The 18,370-nt window shown below is 65.9% G+C and carries 17 protein-coding genes; 9 read left to right on the top strand and 8 right to left on the bottom strand.

The genetic code is table 11. The features are described from left to right. Positions 1–622: 622 nt before the first annotated feature. The gene (locus tag ACFXJ8_RS21180; protein ID WP_379645625.1) at positions 623–1,168 is read left to right on the top strand and encodes a GNAT family N-acetyltransferase; all 546 of its coding nucleotides are present in this window, start codon (positions 623–625) and stop codon (positions 1,166–1,168) included. Between the two features lie 526 nt (positions 1,169–1,694). Here ACFXJ8_RS21180 and ACFXJ8_RS21175 read toward each other — a convergent pair. Then, entirely contained in the window at positions 1,695–1,916 is a 222-nt protein-coding gene (locus tag ACFXJ8_RS21175) for a hypothetical protein (protein ID WP_379645624.1), read from the bottom strand. Between the two features lie 87 nt (positions 1,917–2,003). On the opposite strand from ACFXJ8_RS21175, the gene ACFXJ8_RS21170 reads away from it, so the two are divergent. The 3 genes from ACFXJ8_RS21170 (at position 2,004) to ACFXJ8_RS21160 (ending at position 6,082) form a co-directional block, all read left to right on the top strand. Further along, on the top strand, positions 2,004–2,240 hold the full coding sequence (locus ACFXJ8_RS21170) for a GntR family transcriptional regulator (RefSeq protein WP_379645623.1): 237 nt from the start codon (positions 2,004–2,006) through the stop codon (positions 2,238–2,240). A 224-nt stretch (positions 2,241–2,464) separates the two neighbouring features. Next, complete coding sequence (locus tag ACFXJ8_RS21165; RefSeq protein WP_379645622.1) at positions 2,465–3,985, top strand: recombinase family protein; 1,521 nt, start codon at positions 2,465–2,467, stop codon at positions 3,983–3,985. A 672-nt stretch (positions 3,986–4,657) separates the two neighbouring features. After that, entirely contained in the window at positions 4,658–6,082 is a 1,425-nt protein-coding gene (locus ACFXJ8_RS21160; protein WP_379645621.1) for a replication initiator, read from the top strand. 127 nt (positions 6,083–6,209) lie between these two features. On the opposite strand, the gene ACFXJ8_RS21155 is transcribed toward ACFXJ8_RS21160, so the two are convergent. Further along, the gene (locus tag ACFXJ8_RS21155; RefSeq protein ID WP_379645620.1) at positions 6,210–7,322 is read right to left on the bottom strand and encodes a helix-turn-helix domain-containing protein; all 1,113 of its coding nucleotides are present in this window, start codon (positions 7,320–7,322) and stop codon (positions 6,210–6,212) included. Positions 7,323–7,524: 202 nt separating this feature from the next. Here ACFXJ8_RS21155 and ACFXJ8_RS21150 point away from each other — a divergent pair, with 202 nt between their 5' ends. The 4 genes from ACFXJ8_RS21150 to ACFXJ8_RS21135 all read left to right on the top strand — a co-directional run bounded on the left by ACFXJ8_RS21150 (position 7,525) and on the right by ACFXJ8_RS21135 (position 9,996). Continuing rightward, positions 7,525–7,857, top strand: coding sequence for a hypothetical protein (locus ACFXJ8_RS21150; RefSeq protein WP_379645619.1), 333 nt, complete (start codon positions 7,525–7,527; stop codon positions 7,855–7,857). Beyond that, complete coding sequence (locus ACFXJ8_RS21145) at positions 7,848–8,072, top strand: hypothetical protein (protein WP_379645618.1); 225 nt, start codon at positions 7,848–7,850, stop codon at positions 8,070–8,072. The genes ACFXJ8_RS21150 and ACFXJ8_RS21145 overlap by 10 nt, the downstream gene beginning before the upstream one ends. A 264-nt stretch (positions 8,073–8,336) precedes the next feature. After that, positions 8,337–8,735, top strand: a complete 399-nt coding sequence (locus ACFXJ8_RS21140) for a hypothetical protein (RefSeq protein WP_379645617.1) — start codon at positions 8,337–8,339, stop codon at positions 8,733–8,735. Positions 8,736–9,390: 655 nt separating this feature from the next. Continuing rightward, positions 9,391–9,996 (top strand): SMI1/KNR4 family protein, encoded by a 606-nt coding sequence (locus ACFXJ8_RS21135; protein ID WP_379645616.1) that lies wholly within the window; start codon positions 9,391–9,393, stop codon positions 9,994–9,996. A gap of 205 nt (positions 9,997–10,201) precedes the next feature. On the opposite strand, the gene ACFXJ8_RS21130 is transcribed toward ACFXJ8_RS21135, so the two are convergent. After that, on the bottom strand, positions 10,202–10,606 hold the full coding sequence (locus ACFXJ8_RS21130; protein ID WP_379645615.1) for a hypothetical protein: 405 nt from the start codon (positions 10,604–10,606) through the stop codon (positions 10,202–10,204). 3 nt (positions 10,607–10,609) lie between these two features. Beyond that, positions 10,610–11,263 carry a peptide-methionine (S)-S-oxide reductase MsrA gene (gene msrA / locus ACFXJ8_RS21125; RefSeq protein ID WP_379645614.1) on the bottom strand — a complete coding sequence of 218 codons (654 nt, stop codon included), beginning with the start codon at positions 11,261–11,263 and terminating at the stop codon, positions 10,610–10,612. Between the two features lie 112 nt (positions 11,264–11,375). Here msrA and rarD point away from each other — a divergent pair, with 112 nt between their 5' ends. After that, positions 11,376–12,320 carry an EamA family transporter RarD gene (rarD, locus tag ACFXJ8_RS21120; RefSeq protein ID WP_379645613.1) on the top strand — a complete coding sequence of 315 codons (945 nt, stop codon included), beginning with the start codon at positions 11,376–11,378 and terminating at the stop codon, positions 12,318–12,320. 115 nt (positions 12,321–12,435) lie between these two features. On the opposite strand, the gene ACFXJ8_RS21115 is transcribed toward rarD, so the two are convergent. Genes ACFXJ8_RS21115 through nuoL form a run of 4 tightly spaced genes read right to left on the bottom strand, consistent with a single transcriptional unit; the run spans position 12,436 to position 18,328 of the window. Then, entirely contained in the window at positions 12,436–13,425 is a 990-nt protein-coding gene (locus ACFXJ8_RS21115; protein ID WP_379645612.1) for a polyprenyl synthetase family protein, read from the bottom strand. A gap of 9 nt (positions 13,426–13,434) precedes the next feature. After that, positions 13,435–14,988: an NADH-quinone oxidoreductase subunit NuoN gene (nuoN, locus tag ACFXJ8_RS21110; protein WP_379645611.1), complete on the bottom strand. Its 1,554-nt coding sequence runs from the start codon at positions 14,986–14,988 to the stop codon at positions 13,435–13,437. Beyond that, the gene (locus ACFXJ8_RS21105) at positions 14,985–16,502 is read right to left on the bottom strand and encodes an NADH-quinone oxidoreductase subunit M (protein WP_379645610.1); all 1,518 of its coding nucleotides are present in this window, start codon (positions 16,500–16,502) and stop codon (positions 14,985–14,987) included. Before ACFXJ8_RS21105 ends, nuoN begins: the two co-directional genes overlap by 4 nt. Continuing rightward, positions 16,502–18,328: an NADH-quinone oxidoreductase subunit L gene (gene nuoL, locus ACFXJ8_RS21100; RefSeq protein ID WP_379645631.1), complete on the bottom strand. Its 1,827-nt coding sequence runs from the start codon at positions 18,326–18,328 to the stop codon at positions 16,502–16,504. The genes ACFXJ8_RS21105 and nuoL overlap by 1 nt, the downstream gene beginning before the upstream one ends. Between the last annotated feature and the right edge of the window lie 42 nt (positions 18,329–18,370).

Raw genomic sequence — 18,370 nt, 5'->3', positions numbered from 1 at the left:
AAGAGCGGCACCCTCTACGACGAGGCGACCGCTTGGTCCCACCATGCCCAAGAGGCTGCTGCTTGACATCAAAGCTCCTGGGATGTCTTCGTCGGGACTCGGCACCGGGTGACCATGGCTGAGGTGACGGCAACGCTGACGGCAACGTCCTCCACCAGTGGCACACACCCGCTACCCTCGAGCGCCCACCATCCGCAGCTCATCGAGAAGTAGCAGGGCGATTGCTACGCCTGAAAAGCGGAAGGTCGGCAGTTCGAGACCGCTCCTGACCACCTTCATCAAGCGTGAATCCGGCCATCGGCCACCATGTCCCGAGTGCTCCCGATTTGACCCGGATTGGCCGTGGCCAATCGCACGCTAATCGCACGGGGCTTCTTCGCTCTATGCTGACCGCTATGAGCTTGGAAGGCGTCGCATCCGCCGCCGGGTCAATCGGGCCCGTATCTGGTGGGTGTGGTTGGCGTCCTCGTGCCGGCCTGGTTGCGGCGAACAGATCGTGAACACGACTAGAGCCGACGTGAGATCGATGACGATCGACAAAGGCGAACGCAGTTGAGAAGCTCTACGTCCGCCTCTTGCAGCCGTTTTCCGGTCTTGGCCAGCACCGGGTTAGGTTGGGCGGGTGGGGACCTATAAGGATCTACCGGCGGAGCTGGTGACCGAGCGGCTGCGGTTGCGGCGGTGGGTGCCGTCGGATGCCGAGGCGTACCGCGGGTTATGGCTTGAGCGGGATACACGAGTGCCGCCGGTACGGCGGATCGACGCCGAGGGACGCCCGACGGTCGAGGACATCCGCGGCTGGCTCCTTAGCAATCCGCTGGCGGCGGATCCGGGGCTCGGGTTGCTGCCGATCGAGCTGCGAGACACCGGTGAGTTCATCGGGTACTGCGGATTGACTGTCGGCCAGGGATCTCTCGACGAACCTGAGATCGCGTATGAGCTGGCACAACGAGCTCACGGCCATGGTTACGCGACAGAAGCCGCCCGTGCTGTCATCGAAGCCGCGACTCGAACAGGACGTCGACGACTCTGGGCGACCGTATGGGAGTGGAACGCACCCTCGTTCCGCGTCCTCGAGAAACTCGATTTCCACCGAAGCGACCGCATCACCGAGGACGCCGAACGTGGCAACACGATCTGGATGACGCGCGTACTCGACCCGAGATAGAGATGTGAGCACCGGCCGCGACCCACTCCCCGACGAGCACCCTATTACGTGATCTTGCTAACGCGGGTGCTAACAACGACCCCGAACAGCCGTGGACATTGGTGGACCGGGATCTTGGCGAACAGGCCGCCGACCAGGGCCGGAGGGATGGCAGCGGACGCCGTTGGACGGTCATGGAGAATCTCGTAATGAGTTGCTCAGCGAGCGGTGCCCAGAAGTATGCGGAGCCACCATCCCCGCGCCTCTGAGCGGCGCCAGGCCCCTGTATAGGTGTGCGATGGCGGGTCGGACTGTACGAGCCTGTGGATCTGGAAGATGCCGCCGATAGCCACCAGTTCGTAGACGACAGCGGTACACGCGCAGGTATGGTCCACCACGCGGTAAGGACCGAGTGGCTGGTCCTGCCAGGACAGAGTGATGTGGTTCAACAGAGCGCGGCCTGGGTGAACGGATACGCCGGGGCACTCCAAGTCGGGAACATCCGCCGGATCGCAGACCGAGGCATGGAGGTTCCTGTCCACGGTACTCATTGGTGATCGGCCTGGAGTTCAACTTGAGCGTCCAGGACGCGCGCGAGGTCGTCCAGCGTCAGGGCGCACACCGTCATGCAGAGGCCAGCATTGAGCTCTGCACCGGAGAGGCGGAATGCCCTCCGGGTCGCATACCAATCGCCCGGACCATGTTCGGCGCGAGCGCGCCAGACTGACCAGCCAGGGAAGTCTTCTGCCAGCCGCTTCAAGGCGTCCATCCCATGGAAGCTACACAGCATCTCTATACCTGTCTATAGCTATGAGCTTCTATGGCATCCCGGCTATGGCTGCCTACAGTGTCAGCCGTGATCACGTACGACCCGACACGACCCAAGTGGGTGCAGATCTACGAGGTCGTACGCACACGCATCGAGTCAGGCGAGTACCCGCCCAACCACCTCATCTCAGAGGTGCAGATGGAGTCCGAGTTCCACGTCGCCCGCGTGACCATCCGCAAGGTGACTGCCCAACTCCGCGAGGATGGCCTCATCATCACCACCCCGGGTATGGGCTCCTTCGTGGCACCTAAGAAAAGCCCCTGAAACGACTGAGACCCCCGAAACGGCGTGTTCGCCGTACACGGAGGCCTCACAGACTCGGAGGTCTACTCTTCAGAGGTCGTCAAGCCCGTGGGGCAGGACCATTCTGACGGGTCACCCAGCTTGACGTTGGTGCCGCCGATCCCGCAGTATCCTCCAGGATTCTTGAAAAGGTACTGCTGGTGGTAGACCTTCATCAGGCGCAATAATTCTGGCGGAGGTCCCCCATGGCTCAGCTCGGCTCGGCTATCCCCGTCGTCTCCTACGCTCGCATCTCCGCCGACATCAGGCGGGACGAACACGGAGTTCAGGACCAGCACAAGCTCAACCGCGAGACGGCATCTCGCCTCGGCTGGACGGTCGTCCATGAGTACACGGACAACGACAAGTCGGCTGCCAAGGCAGACGTGGTCCGCGAAGACTTCGAAGCGATGCTGAAGGTGCTCCGCGCTGGAGAGCTGCCTGACGGTACGGCCGTGCAGGGCATCGTCATCGTGGCCGAAGACCGCCTTGCCCGGCGGCCTGGCGACTACGAACGATTCGTGGAAGCGATCACCTACCAGGACGGGCGTGTCTTCGCCGACGCTCGCGGCGCGAAGGACCTCTACAACGAGGACGCCGAGAGCATGGGCCTCTTCGGTGCGGTCATCTCCAAGATGGAGGTCCGCAAGATGCAACGCCGCATGCGTCGCTCTCACCGAACACGTGCAGAGCAGGGCCTGCCCGTGGGCGGGACTCGGCCCTTCGGGTGGAAGCCCGATCGCCTGACACTCGACCCGCAAGAGGCTCCTCTGGTGCGGCAAGCGATCCTCGACCTGATCTCAGGACGTTCGCTCCACTCGATCACGAATGAGTGGCGCAAGATCGGCGTGAAGACGTCACTCGGCAACGAATGGTTGACCAGTTCGCTCAAGATCACGGTGTCGAATCCTCGCGTCTGCGGCTGGCGTGAGATCAATGGGGAACTGGTGAGGGGCGCTGACGGAAACCCCGTGGTCGGGCAGTGGGAGTCGATCGTCACCCCTGAGCAATGGATGGCAGTCAGGAACCTGTTCGACTCACGCAAGGGTCATTTCGTCTATCGGGACGGGCGCATTGGTCACGTGCTCGCGCAGGACTTCCGGGAGCCCAACTACCTGCTGACCGGCTTCCTGCGCTGCGGGCGCCCCAAGGAGGACGGTTCACTCTGCAACGCCCCTCTCCGCGTCACCCACAGCAAGGACTGCGTTCAGCACATCTACATCTGCCCCGGCACGACAGTGGGCGGCTGTGGTGGTGTGGGACGGCGCGGCGACATGGTGGACTTGTACATCTCGGAAGCGGTCCTAGCGAAGCTCGAAGAGGTGCGACTCGCCGCATCGGCGGAGCCCAGCGAGTGGCCCAAGCAGTCTGAATACGAGGACGCGAAGAACCGTCTGGAAGAACTCCGAAAGCAGTGGACAGCGGGGCACATCAGCAATGATCTCTTCTTCTCCAGCGCTCCCGACTTGGAGAAGCGCATTGCCCGGCTTCGCTCGGAAGCGCAGAGCTTCACCGCGTCGGCCCAGAGGCGGCGAAGCCGTTCGGACACCGATCTGACCGAGATCCGACGACGGTGGTACCTGTCGGAGGATGAGGGTGGCCTGCCCCTGTCCGTGAAGCGCACCTACATCCGTGAAGCCCTCCACGCCGTGATCATCTATCCCAGCGGCAAGGGACGGAAGCCGTTCAATCCTGATCTGCTTGAGCCCGTCTGGAAGGAAGGCTGAGCGGCGGGACGTCCAGGACGTCTTCGGGAGCTGCGACCTTACTCAAAGGTCACAGCTCCCTTACTTCTGCCCCTGTGCATCCGTAGGCAGCCGGACGCCAGCGGACGCAACCGTATGTAGCCGGACGCCGCCGGACGTCTACACACACGCCGTTGCCGGAACCTTGAGCTGCATGAACGCGTCATCATGGTGGTAGAACCGATCTACGCAAGAAGCTACCGACCACCCCACGGCACGACACAGCGAGCATCTCGGCGAATCACCTCAGGCGCATACACGAGTCCGGGCAACCATCACTTCTCGACCACCGATGATCCGTCGGAGGGCCCCGGCCCGACGGTAGGTGTCCACACAGAGCGCGCCATGCACACTCTCGCCGCACTCCATTACTGATCTTCCTCGCTGCTGCGCTCCACCCGCCAACGGCTGTCTTCAGGCTGCCCTGACGGCGTGCGCTTCGTCGTGAATGTCAGGTGCGGCGGTGGCTCCACCCACGAGGAAAGGAGGCCACCTGGACCGACCAACCCCCTTGTCTGCCAGGGAGTGGGGCAGGCAACAAGCCGCTCGGTCGCCTCGCTGGTCTGAGGAGAAATGGCAGCGCATCGCCACCGTCCTCGGCGTGTGCGTTGCCATCGAGTCCCAGCCCGACGACACGTCCGGGAGGGATGCCGCGTGAAACAGGCACCCTCCCTATCGCCCGACCTGCTTGCCGCGATGCAGCGTGCGGCCATGCCGGACTTCGCCCGCTGGCAACGCATGGTGTACGCCACGGGCGGCTGCGCTCAGCCCGTCCGGTTGCACGGCGAGAGGTTCACCCTGGACAGTCGGACGGGTGAGGTCCTGGACGTGTACCGGACCGCCGATGAGCCGACCGGATTCCTGCTCACGGCCTGCGGAAACCGCCGCGCCTCCCGGTGCCCGGCCTGCTCGGCGGTCTACAAGGACGACACCTACCACCTGATCATTTCCGGGCTGCGCGGCGGCAAGGGCGTGCCTGAGGAGGTGAGCGGGCATCCGCGCGTGTTCGCCACCTTCACCGCCCCGTCCTTCGGCGCGGTTCACACTCACCGAGAGCAAGGAGGCAAGACCCTGCCGTGCCGTCCTCGCCGCGACCGCCCGATCTGTGAGCACGGGCGTCCGGAAGGGTGCGGGCTGCGGCATGACCGCGACGACTCCCAGGTCGGGCAACCGTTGTGCGTGGACTGCTACGACTACATAGGGGCCGTGCTGTGGAACGCTCACGCGGGCGCGCTGTGGCGGGAGTTCACCAAGAGCATGCCGTCCACCCTGGCGCGCATGCTCGGCGTCACCCGGACCGAGCTACGCCGGACGGTCCGCCTGTCGTACGCCAAGGTCGCCGAGTACCAGGCTCGCGGTCTGGTCCACTTCCACGCTGTGATCCGGCTCGACGGACCGGACGGACCGTCCGACCGTCCCCCGGACCGGTTCACGGTCGAACTGCTGGACCAGGCGATACGCCAGACCGCCGGACGAATCTCGGTCGACCTGGCGGACGGACCGCAAGACGGACGGGCGGGCGGTCCACTGGTGGCCGTTCGCTGGGGAGATCAGCTCGACGTGCGACCCGTGTACGTCTCGGCCGACCTGGACGGCATGAGCGATCAGCGGGTGGCCGCGTACGTGGCCAAGTACGCCACCAAGGGTGCCGAGTCGGCCGGAACCGTCGATCGCCCGATCCGGCAACCGTGGGAGATCGCGCGGCTGAAGGTGTCTGAGCATGCCCGTCGCATGATCTACACGTGTTTCAGCCTGGCTGACCTTCCTCCGTACCGAGAGCTGCTGCTTCGGCAGTGGGCTCACATGCTCGGCTATCGAGGCCACTTCTCCACCAAGTCACGCCACTACTCGATCACTCTTGGAGAGCTACGGCAGGCACGGGCCGACTACCGCGCCGAGCAAGCCCGCCTTCTGCTGGGTCTCCCGGCCCCCGACCCGGACACGACGCACACGATCAGCGAATGGCGCTATGCCGGAAGCGGTCTCCGCAACGGAGAGCCGTTCTGGGCCAAACTCGCCCGCCAACGCATCGCCACCGCCCGTGAGATCGCCCGCCGACGAGAGGACAACGCGGCCTAGCGTGGTGTGCCGGAGACTCTAGACCTAGAGGTGCCACCCTCTAGGTCTAGAGGGTGGCCTAGAGGCCCATTGATGGCCTGACCTGGGATCTAGAGTCTAGAGGCGGCTTTCCTCGACGCCTCCAATGTCAGCTCTGCTGAACTTCCTCCATCAGCATGCGCAAGGTAAGGCTGTGCTTCTCGGGAGGGAACCTGTCCAGGGCCGTACGGGCGTACGCGACGCCGCCAACCCGATCGCCGGCGCGAGCCATCATCAAGCCCCGATGCATCTCAAGGTGGGTCGCGAACCTGGGCAGCGTTGATGGGAGGTTCTTGACCGCGACCTCCTGTGCTTGGAGCGCCGTGCGTTCGTCACCAAGACGCGCCGCCAGCAAGCTGACGAACACGTTCATCCGCCACAATGGAACGGCGTAATCGGACTCCTGCTCCTCCGACCCTGCGACATCGAATACTCTGCGTCCCTCTTCCAACAGGGTGCGCGCTCCCCTGACGTCGCCGCGAAGCGCCGCCACGTGCGCCTTGCCCACGAGCGCGTTCAGCCTCCCGAGCGACGGCTTCTCAGCGATGGCAAGCGCCTGGTTGGCGAAGGATTCGGCCACCGAGAGCGACGCGCCTTCGTACCCCAGGGCGATGGCCGCCCGTCCACGCACCCACACACGGGCCGTGTCGTCGTCCGACCGGTCGGCAGCCTGCGTCGCCATGAGGTACCAGTTGACGGCCTTCGACCCGTCAGAGCCGGGAAAGGTCTTGCCGTACAGGGTCATGAGCTTGGCGGCCACGCTCCAGATGCCGGGTAGGTCAAGCTGCTGTTGAAGCACAACGAGGTCACCAGCAAGGCGGCGTTGGATCTCGGCGGCCCCCAACGACATGTAGTCACTGCCATACTTCGCGAGCTTGGCGTGCCAGTAGTCGAGATCAGGCCGCTTGGTCAGTGCGGCGGCGAAGCCGTGCTCGATGATGTCGGAAGCCGCCACAGGGGCGATGGCGACGGCGGCAACGTCGGTGAGAAAGGTCCTGCGCTTCACGGGATCGCTCTCCAGTGCCGTGAGGGGTACCTCCAGCACTGTAGCCAGATGCCTGAGCCAGAACGGGCCTGGGATGCGCTTCCCGCGTTCCCAACGTGACACGTCTTCACGCGTGACAGTCGCGTGCTGGGATACCTCACAGAGCTTGGCGGCGAGTCGGCCCTGAGACCAGCCATGCGTCAAGCGGAGCTCTCGAATCAGGCTGCCGCGATCCATGGCGACAGTATGCTCCGGCGTCGATCCGCCAATCCGTGATCACACGCCGATTCACGGCGCTGGCCCCTTCCTGGCCCCCCTTGGCCCCTAGCGTGATCCGGCATCGGCCTCCCCCGGGTCCGAGGAGGGCTACTCCGGTAGAGATGCTCCGGCGCTTTGCTGGGGGCGTACGCATCGTCATCCGATCTCATCCGGGGAAGACATGCTCGCCACGCCACCCTTGATCGCGTTCGGCCCCATCCAGAGCGCGCATGCTCTCCTGAGAGCGCTCGAAGACCAGCGCATCCGTGCTGACGTTCATGACGGATACGGGTTGGCCCTGGTGTCCGTCTGGGTCGATCTGGTGGTGTGGTGCGACCACGAGCGGTATTGGTGGCGTGCAGGCTGGAACCCCACCAGAGAGCGAATGGTCTACGCCTGGCACCCCACCGCAGATCCTTCCCGCGCCGCCCGACGCGTAGCGCTGCGCTATGCGGACCTTCGTAGCGCGCACCCGCTGTCCGAGCTGATCGCCGGGGAGCCGTCATGGCGGTGACCCTGCGCGAGTTGACCACCGCGTTCCCCGGCTGGGAGATCCAGGAAGCTGCCGGGGGCGGCTGGTACGCGTTTCGCATCGTCTCGGTTCCCGCGCACAGCGGGCTCTCGAACGTACGGTGCGGGGGCAACCTGGGCGAGCTGCACAAGCACCTGCAGGCCGAGGCGCGCAGCCAGGTAAGCCTCAGACCGGTAAGACTGCGCGGCGTGGCCTGAAGCAAGGGCAGGGACCGCTCCCCCTGGACGGCTCCACGAAGCGGGTTCGGCAGCGTGGTTGATCTTCAGCCTTTACGGGTGGCTGGAGAGCCCACAAATCCCGCGCTGCCGAACCTTCATCCATTGGACGCCTGTACGATCACCCAGCGGTACCCGGGTAAATCGATGGCAACCCGACCCGGAGCACAGGGCCGTCAAGGCCCGAGAAATCTGACCAGCCAGGGCTGTCAACCCTGATGATCCGCTGTGGCGGACAATAGCCCAATGAGCTGGGTAGCCAACGTGATGGTGTCGGTCCATCCGGATGATCGTCCGAACGTGGAAGCGTTGAGCGAGTGGCTGCGCACGGAGGCGCCGCTTCGAGGGGATACGCCGGGGCAAGGGTGTGGCTTTCTCCGTGAGACCACCGGTCAGAACACGGCATGGGGCGGGGGGAAGTACCCAGAGTGCGATGTGTGGGCCGGTGCGCTCAACCACGCCGACCTGAACGCAGTCCTTGATCACATCGCGCAGAAGCCCTGGCGCTGCCCGAACGCGTTGCAGGTCTTCGTGATGGATCAGGAGGACTGGTTCTTCAGGGTATGGATGCTGAGGGACGGTGAGCTGCAGCAGTACGCGCCGGTCAAGCCCGACGAGGATGACCTGGACTTCTATCCAAACTGATCGCTGAGAACGAGGCGGCTGGCCCAGATCGGGCCGGAGCACCGCTGGCGCGAACGGCGAGTTCAGCGCTGACGCTCACCAACGTGTGAAGGGGTTCGACATCCGCGCGGGCGGCGCGTACTCCGCTTGGTCATCGGCCATGCCCTACAGGAAGAGTTGGTGTCGAAGAACGTCGCCTCACTGGTCACGCTTCCTTCGGCCTTGACCTGGAGCGCGGCCGAGAGGACTCGAACCCCTAACCTTCTGATCCGTAGGGACTTCACGACTGTCCAGGTGCGTCCGCCGCAGTCGATCGCCCTGGCCGGTGGGTATGTTCGGCAGGGCCAGCATCCAGGAGCGTCCACGGCTATCTGTAGCCGTTGTTAGCAAACCCGCTAGCAAGATCAACGCGCAGTAGCGGAGCCCCAGTGGCAAGGGCCGACGAAGGAGGTCCTTGGCGGCGATCGCCCCGGCCCGAACGCTGGTGAGCGAAGTGAGCGATCGTCACGACCTCAGCCAAGCTACCGCCTCGAACGACACCTGCATTAGGAGAGCGACGCTCCTGTGGTCCGGTGTGCTGGGTGACCTGCGGGACGCTCAGCATCGATAGACGCCGTACCTTGATCATCTCTCATGTCCCACACCTGGAGGCTATCGGGAGGGACGGCCCAAGCTTGTGCTGCACGTGCAGCAGCCACTCGAAACGGGATATCTTCTCGCGATGAGTGCCCAGTGCGCATGGTCTGAACGCCTCCCCGCAAGCCATCCGGTGACCGAGGGTTTTGATCACCCGGCGGTCAGTCCACTCGGCGATCTTTATCCCCCGGCTACCGAAGCAGAGGTCCGCGAGCTTGAAGAGCGGCTGGGCGTGCAGCTGCCGCCGAGTTACCGGCAGTTTCTCCTGTTCGCCAACGGGTGGGGCAGCGACGATGACTGCTGCCTGCTGCGTGTCGAAGAAGTCGGCTGGCTCCGTGATGTCGATCCCTCGATCGCCGAGAGCTGGTCAGAACCTAAGCAGGACAACTCATGGAGCGTGCCCGACGAGCTCTACTTCGTCTACGGACCGGAGCAGGACTCCATCCATTACAGAGGGGAGTACGTGCCCGACACCCTTCTGACCGGATACTGGGATGACGGAGTGGCTCTCCTCAATCCCCACGTCCGCACCGCTGAAGGTGAGTGGGAAGCCTGGTATCTCGCGCCATGGAAACCCGGCGCTAAGCGTTACAGGTCCTTCTGGGACCTCGCAATGGACGAGCTGCGAATGCGATACGCGCGTTGATGTCCCTTTCGTCGTGAGTTTCGCCGTCTCGGGTCCTTCGTGGCGGTGGTTATGCGCGTGGGCGGCGCTGGCCGCGACCGGCCGGAGAGCCGCAGCGCGGCCAGCGACCGCCCCGACGCGCGCCGACCGCCGCAGGCGGGCGGCCTTGACCCTGTAGAGAAACTTGTCGCCGCGATCACTCTGCGTGCCCATCTATACAGCCCGTCTACGGCTGCATCCAGCTCTGCTGACTGAGCCACTGGTCATAGGCAGCCTGGATCATGTTCCGCCCACCTGGCCGCCCATCACGATCGGCCAGGAAACGTTCAAGCACATCGAAGAGCACGTCTACAGCGACCGCGTTCCGCTCGTCATCCACCCGCACGGAAGAGAGCAGTACAGTTTCGCCGGGAAACGCCAGCATGAGCACCAGCGCCTCCCAGACGAGGTTGTTACCCCCATTCGCCTGGACGATCAGCCACTCCCTGAAGCCTTCCAGGAGAGTGTGGCCACCGCCCGCGTCGAACCCGGCGATGTACGTCGTGAACAGCCGGTACGAGCCGTCCAGGCCGTATGCCCCCGGTCGCCGGCGAATGTCCTCCAGGTGCTCCCGAGGCGTCCGTAAGGGCACTGCTCAGGCCTCGCCCGACGTCAAGCCGATCGGGCAGGCCACGCCTGTGCCGCCTATCCCGCAGTAGCCGTTTTTATTGCGGTGAAGGTACTGCTGGTGATATTCCTCGGCAAGGTAGAACTCGCCCGCCTGGGCGATCTCCGTGGTGATCTTGCCGTAGCCCGCCGACGTCAGCACCTGCTGGTACGCGTCCCTGGAGGCCAGCGCCACCTTCTCCTGCTCCGGTGAGTGAACGTACACCGCCGACCGGTACTGCGTGCCGACGTCGTTGCCCTGGCGCATGCCCTGGGTCGGGTCGTGGGCCTCCCAGAACACCTTGAGCAGCTCCCCGTACGACACCTTGGAGGGGTCGTACACCACCCTCACGACCTCGGTGTGTCCCGTGCCGCCGGAACATACCTCCTCGTACGTGGGGTTGGGGGTGTAGCCGCCCTGGTAGCCCACCGCCGTGGACACGACGCCCGGAGTCTGCCAGAACTTCCGCTCGGCGCCCCAGAAGCACCCGAGGCCGAAGTCCGCGATCTCACCCTCGGCTCCGGCGAGCGGAGCGTCGAGGACCGCGTGGCGCGCGGGTACGGGCATCGGCGTCGAACGTCCCGGGAGGGCGTCCGAGGCGTTCACCATCGATGTCTTGTGCGAGCCGAACAGCCAGCCCATGATCCACCTCCTCCTCCATCAACCCTACGCTCCAACACTTTAGAGTCCCTACATCATCCCAGATAGCAATACGCATTTGTATTTAATGGAGTAAGGGGCGAAAATCGGTTACATGCCTGACCAACGTCGTGGAGTCCTCTATGGTGTCGCCGCCTACGCGCTGTGGGGCCTCTTCCCGCTCTACTGGCCGCTGCTGAAGCCCTCGGGACCGGTCGAGATCCTCGCCCACCGCATGGCGTGGTCACTGGTGGCCGTGGTGGGGATCCTCGCCGTACGCAGGCACTGGTCGTGGTTCAGGCAGCTCCAGCCGAGGCAGTTCGGGCTGCTGGCGCTCGCGGCGCTGCTCATCACCGTCAACTGGGGCACCTACATCTACGGCGTCAACTCGGGCCACGTGGTCGAGACGGCGCTCGGCTACTTCATCAACCCGCTGGTGAGCGTCCTGTTCGGGGTGATCCTGCTGAAGGAGCGCCTGCGGACCCTGCAGTGGGTGGCGGTCGGGTTCGGCACGCTGGCCGTACTCGTGCTGACCCTCGACTACGGCCGTCTGCCGTGGCTCGCGCTCACGCTGGCGGTCAGCTTCGGCGTGTACGGCCTGGTCAAGAAGCAGGCGAACGTCGGCGCGGCGGAGAGCCTCACGGTCGAGACGCTGGTGCTGCTGGCGCCCGCGCTGGCCTATCTGGTGTACCTGGAGCAGGCGGGCGGCTCGACGTTCGGCAGCCAGGGCGCGTGGCACGCGCTGCTGCTGGCGGGCGGCGGCCTGGTGACGGCGGTGCCGCTGCTGTTCTTCACGGCCAGCGCGATCAGGGTGCCGCTGAGCATGATCGGGCTGCTGCAGTACATCGCCCCGGTCCTGCAGTTCCTGGTGGGCGTGCTGATCGTGAAGGAGACGATGCCGCCGAGCCGGTGGGCGGGGTTCGCGATCGTGTGGCTGGCGCTGGCGGTCTTCACCTATGACAGCCTCCGGGCGACGGCGCGGCGGGCCCGCCGCGCGGACCTTCACCCAACCTCATCCGGTACGGCAAGCCACCCTGGCGCCTCCGCCGGTCACCGCTGACCGTCCGGCGAAGGCGCGCCGCCCAGCAGGACTCCGGTCCCCGCCGCCACGGCGAACCCAAAAGAACCCTAAAGAACCTGGAGAATCTAAAGAACCCGAAAGAGCCCGAAACCCGTCAGCCCGACCGCTCCACCACGTAGTCGCACAGCGTCAGGAACGCCGCCCGCGCCGGAATGTCCGGCAGCGTGGCCAGGTCGGCCCGAGCCCGGTTCACCCAGGCGTCCAGCTCCTGCCGGGCCCGCACCATCCCCTGGTCGGCCCGCAGCAGCGTCAGCGTCTCCGCCACGTCCTCCTCCGCCACGGGCCCGGCCAGCAGTTCCCGCAGCCGCGCCGACGGCGACGACTCCAGCGCGTACAGGACGGGCAGCGTCCTGATCCCTTCGCGCAGGTCGGTGCCGGGCGTCTTGCCGGACTCGGCGGACTCGGAGGCAACGTCCAGCAGGTCGTCGCCGAGCTGCCACGCCACCCCGATGGCCTCGCACGCGCTCGACAGCCGTTCGACGACGTCGGCGGGGGCGCCGGACAGCAGGCCGCCGAAGCGTCCTGACGTGGCGATGAGGGAGCCGGTCTTGTCGGCCAGGACGCGGATGTAGTGGTGGATCGGGTCGACGCCCGCGGAGGGGCCGATCGTCTCGCGGATCTGGCCGCGCACCAGGCGGGAGAACGTCTGCGCCTGGATCTTGATGGCCTCGGCGCCGAGGTCGGCGAGGATCTCCGACGCCTGGGCGAACAGGTAGTCGCCGGTGAGGATCGCCACGGTGTTGTCCCACCGGGCGTTGGCCGAAGGCGACCCCCGGCGGACGGGCGCCTCGTCCATGACGTCGTCGTGGTAGAGGGTGGCCAGGTGGGTGAGTTCGATCACCACCGCGGCGGGCACGACGCCCGGCGCGGAGGGATCGCCGAACTGCGCGGCCAGCAGCACCATCATCGTGCGGAAGCGCTTGCCGCCCGCCTCGATGAGGTGCTTGGACGCCTCCGTGACGAAGGCGTCCTCGCTCTCGACCGAGGTGCGCAGCAGCTTCTCGACGGATGCGAGACCGCTGGCCAGGTCGTGCGCCAACCGCTCATCGTCGATGGGCAGATCAACAACCGGTGGCGCGGACATATAAACCCCTTAGCGGATAAACAAGGCAGAGGCAGCCTTGTCAGCGAGATCCAGGACAGGCTGCGGGAAAACCCCCAGCACTACCGTAACCGCTGCCGCGAGAGTGATAACAGCCGCGGTGGCCGCTGAGGGCACCGCGATGGTCGGGCCGTCGGCGGCGGGCTCGCTGAAGAACATCAACACGATCACGCGAACGTAGAAGAACGCGGCGATCGCGGAGGTGACCACGCCGACGACGACCAGCGGCGTCGCGCCGTTGGCCACGGCGGCGACGAAGACCGCGTACTTGCCGAAGAACCCGCTGGTGAGCGGGATACCGGCGAAGGCCAGCAGGAAGAAGGCGAAGACGCCCGCCAGCACCGGCGACCGCTTGCCGAGACCCGCCCAGCGCGACAGGTGGCCTGCCTCGCCGCCCGCGTCGCGCACCATCGTGACGACGGCGAACGCGCCGACCGTGCTGATGCCGTAGACGAGCAGGTAGAACATGATCGCCGACAGCGTGGCGGCGTTGCCCTCGGGCTGCGTGCTGGTCGCGATCACACCGATGAGCAGGAAGCCCGCGTGCGCGATCGAGGAGTAGGCCAGCATGCGCTTGATGTCCGTCTGCGTGATCGCGAGGACCGCGCCGACGACCATCGTCAGGATGGCGACGCCCCACATGACCGGACGCCAGTCCCAGTCGAGGTTGCCCAGAGCCACCCAGAAAACCCGCAGCACGGCGCCGAAGGCGGCCACGAGCGTGCCCGAGGCCATGAGCGCGGTGACGGGGGTCGGGGCGCCCTGGTAGACGTCGGGCTTCCACGCCTGGAACGGCGCGGCGCCCACCTTGAACATCAGGCCGACGCCGAGCAGCGCGAGACCGATGAGGAGCATCGTGTCCAGGCCGCCCACCGAGCCGAGCGCCTGGCTGATCTTGCCCAGGTCGACCGAGCCGGCGAAGCCGTAGACGAAGGCCATGCCGTACAGGAAGAAGGCCGAGGAGAACGCGCCCAGCAGGAAGTACTTCATCGACGCCTCCTGCGACAGCAGGCGGCGCCGGCGGGCCAGACCGCACAGCAGGTACAGCGGCAGCGACATGACCTCGAGGCCGACGAACATCACCAGCAGGTCGTTGGCGGAGGCGAACAGCAGCATGCCGCCGACCGCGAACAGGATGAGCGGGTAGATCTCGGTGTGCGCGCCACCGAGGCTCTCCGCCTCCTCCTCCGCGGCGCTGCCGGGTACGGCGGCGGCGGAGGCGACGAAGTTGTCGTCGTCGAGGACCAGCAGCGTGCTGGCGAAGGCCAGGACGATGATGACGCCCCAGAAGAACAGCGAGGGTCCGTCGACGGCGATGGCGCCCATCGCCGCGGCCGAGGCCGGCACCCCGCTGATCACCTGGAAGATGACCAGCACGAACGCGCCGGCCATGCTGAGCAGCGTCACCGGCACTTGGATCGACTTGCGCAGGTAGCGCGGCGCGAACGCCTCGACCAGCACGCCGATGATCGCGGCGCCGAAGATCACGAGCATCGGCGCGAGCTGGCCATACTCGATCGTCGGCGCTTGGATGGTGCCGTTCACTGTCCGGCCCCCTTCTCGGCAATCGCCGGGGTGAACTTCTCCACCTGGACGGAGACCAGCGTGTGGTCCACGGCCGGGTTGATCACGTCAAGCAGCGGCTTGGGGTAGAAGCCGAGCCCGATGATCAGGGCGATCAGCGGGGCGACCACCCACAGCTCGCGGCCGTTGAGGTCCTTGAACTCCTTGACCGGCTCGGCCGTCGGACCGCCCGCGATCCGCTGGTACATCCACAGGATGTAGATGGCCGCCAGGATCACGCCGGTCGCCGCGATGATCGCCGGAACCGCGTAGCGCTCGTAGGTGCCGATCAGCACCATGAACTCGCTGACGAAGGACGACAGACCCGGCAGCGCCAGACCCGACAGGCCCGCGATGAGGAACACGCCCGCCAGCTTCGGCGTGACCTTCTGCACGCCTCCGTAGTCCTCGATGTACGGCGAGCCGCGCCGCGCGATGAGGAACCCGGCGATCAGGAACAGCGCGCCGGTCGAGAAGCCGTGGTTGACCATGTAGAGCGTGGCGCCGGCGCCCGCGTCGTTCGTCATCGCGAACACGCCGAGGGCGATGAAGCCGAAGTGCGAGATCGAGGTGTAGGCGATCAGGCGCTTCATGTCGGTCTGGCCGATGGCCACGATCGCGCCGTAGATGATGCCGACCACCGACAGCACGATCACCAGCGGGGTGAAGAACTTCGACGCGTCGGGGAACAGCTCCAGGCAGAAGCGGAGCATGCCGTACGTGCCGACCTTGTCCAGCACGCCCACCAGGAGCACGGCCGCGCCCGCGGGGGCCTGCGCCGCCGCGTCGGGCAGCCAGGTGTGGAACGGCCACAGCGGCGCCTTCACCGCGAAGGCGAAGAAGAAGCCGGCGAACAGCCACTTCTGCGTGGTCGGGTCCTGGATGGCGCCGATCAGCTCGGGGAACAGGAAGGTGTTCTTGCCCGCGATGACGTAGAGGCCGATGACCGCGACCAGCATGAGCAGGCCGCCGAACAGCGAGTAGAGCAGGAACTTGACGGCCGCGTAGGACCGCTGCGCGCCGCCGTACGACCCGATCATGAAGTACATCGGGATCAGCATGGCTTCGAAGAAGACGTAGAACAGGAAGATGTCGGTCGCCGCGAAGACGCCGATCATCATGGCCTCGAGCACCAGCAGGAGCGCGAAGTACGTCTTCACCGAGTATTTGGCGTGCGGGGCGTCGGCGTCGTTCCACGAGGCCAGCACCACGATCGGCACCAGCACCGCCGACAGCGCGATCAGCACCAGGGCGATGCCGTCGACGCCGACGCCGTAGTGGACGCCGAAGCTCGGGATCCAGTCGTAGGTCTCGACGAACTGGAAGCGCGGCCCCTTCGGGCTGAACTGCACGGCCATCGCGAGGGTGAGCGCCAGCACGACGACCGAGACGGCCAGCGCCAGCTGCTTGGCCAGCTTGCCGTTGCCCTTCGGCGTGAGGGCCACCAGGGCAGCGCCCACGGCGGGCACTGCCATCAGGATCGTAAGCCAGGGCATCACAGGTTCCCTACGAGGAGCAGAGCGCCGGCCAGCAGTGCGGCGCCGAAGAGGATGGACAGCGCGTACGTCCGCGCGAAGCCCGTCTGGAGCCGGCGCAGCCGTCCCGACGAGCCGCCGACGGCCGCCGCCAGCCCGTTGACCAGGCCGTCGATACCGCGGTTGTCGAAGAACACCGCGATGCGGGTGAGCCACTGTCCTGGACGCATGAGCAGTGTCTCGTTGAGGGCGTCGCCGTACAGGTCACGCCTGGCGAAGACGGTGAGGAACGAGCCGCGCGGGGCGGTCTCGGGCACGTCGGCCCTGCCGTACCTGACCCAGGCGAACCCGGCGCCCACGGCTACCAGGGCCAGGGTCGCCAGGCCGGGGCCGCTGACGAAGTGGAACTCCGGCAGCGCCTCGGGCAGGCCGACGGCCGGCGCGAGGTACTTCATGAACCGGTTGTCCAGGATCAGGTAGCCGCCCAGGAAGACCGAGCCGATCGACAGGATGATCAGCGGGACGGTCATGACGGCGGGCGACTCGTGCGGGTGCGCCTCGGAGTCCCAGCGACGCTTGCCGAAGAAGGTCATGAAGACCATCCGCGACATGTAGAAGCCGGTGATGCCCGCGCCGATCACGGCCAGCCAGCCGAGGATCTCGTTGTGGTGCATCGCCGTCTCGATGATGCCGTCCTTGGTGAAGTAACCGGACAGCAGCGGGAAGCCGATGATCGCCAGGTAGCCGATGATGAAGGTCACCGCGGTCACCTTCATGACCGAGAACAGGCCGCCGTACCTCCTCATGTCCACCTCGTCGTTCATGCCGTGCATGACCGATCCGGCGCCGAGGAACAGGTTGGCCTTGAAGAAGCCGTGCGTGATCAGGTGGGCGATCGCGAACGCGTAGCCGGCGGGGCCGAGGCCCGCGCCCAGCATCATGTAGCCGATCTGCGACATCGTCGAGCCGGCCAGGCCCTTCTTGATGTCGTCCTTCGCGCAACCGATGATGGCACCGGCCAGCAGCGTGGCCACGCCGACGATGGTGACGACCAGCTGCGCGGTGGGCGCGCCCTCGAAGATGAACCCGGAGCGGACCACCAGGTAGACACCGGCGGTGACCATGGTCGCGGCGTGGATGAGGGCCGAGACCGGGGTCGGGCCCTCCATCGCGTCGAGGAGCCACGACTGCAGCGGCAGCTGGGCGGACTTGCCGCAGGCGCCGAGCAGGAGCAGCAGGCCGACGGCGGTGAGCGTGCCCTGCGAGGCCTCGCCGACCTTGCCGGAGATGTCGCCGAAGGCGACGCTGCCGAACGTGGTCCACATGATGAAGATCGCGATCAGCAGGCCGAAGTCGCCGACGCGGTTGACGATGAACGCCTTCTTGGCCGCGACCGCCGCCGCCGGCTTGAACTGCCAGAAGCCGATCAGCAGGTAGGAGGCCAGACCGACGCCCTCCCAGCCGATGAACAGGGAGACGTAGTTGTCCGAGAGCACCAGCAGCAGCATGGCCGCGACGAACAGGTTCAGGTAGGAGAAGAACCTGCGCCGGTCGGGGTCGTGCGACATGTAGCCGATCGAGTAGATGTGGATCAGCGAACCCACACCCGTGATCAGCAGGCAGAAGCTGATCGACAGCGGGTCGACCAGCAGGCTGATGTCGGCCATGCCGGGAATGAACTCGAACAGGTGGATGCTGTACCGACCACCAGAAAGCTGGAGGAAGGCGAGCACCGCGACGACGAACGAACCCAGCGACATCAGGACGCCGAGGTAGTGCCCCCAGGCGTTCGTACGGCGGCCGCCGAGCAACAGGATCGCCGCGCCCAAGAGGGGCAGTGCGATCATCAGCCAGGAGGCCCCGATCACTCCACCGGAGTGCGGGATGAT

Source organism: Nonomuraea sp. NPDC059194 (assembly GCF_042754765.1).
Classification (GTDB): domain Bacteria; phylum Actinomycetota; class Actinomycetes; order Streptosporangiales; family Streptosporangiaceae; genus Nonomuraea.
The sequence above is the reverse complement of the archived record's forward strand: the minus strand, read 5'-3'. Positions and strand labels throughout refer to the sequence as shown.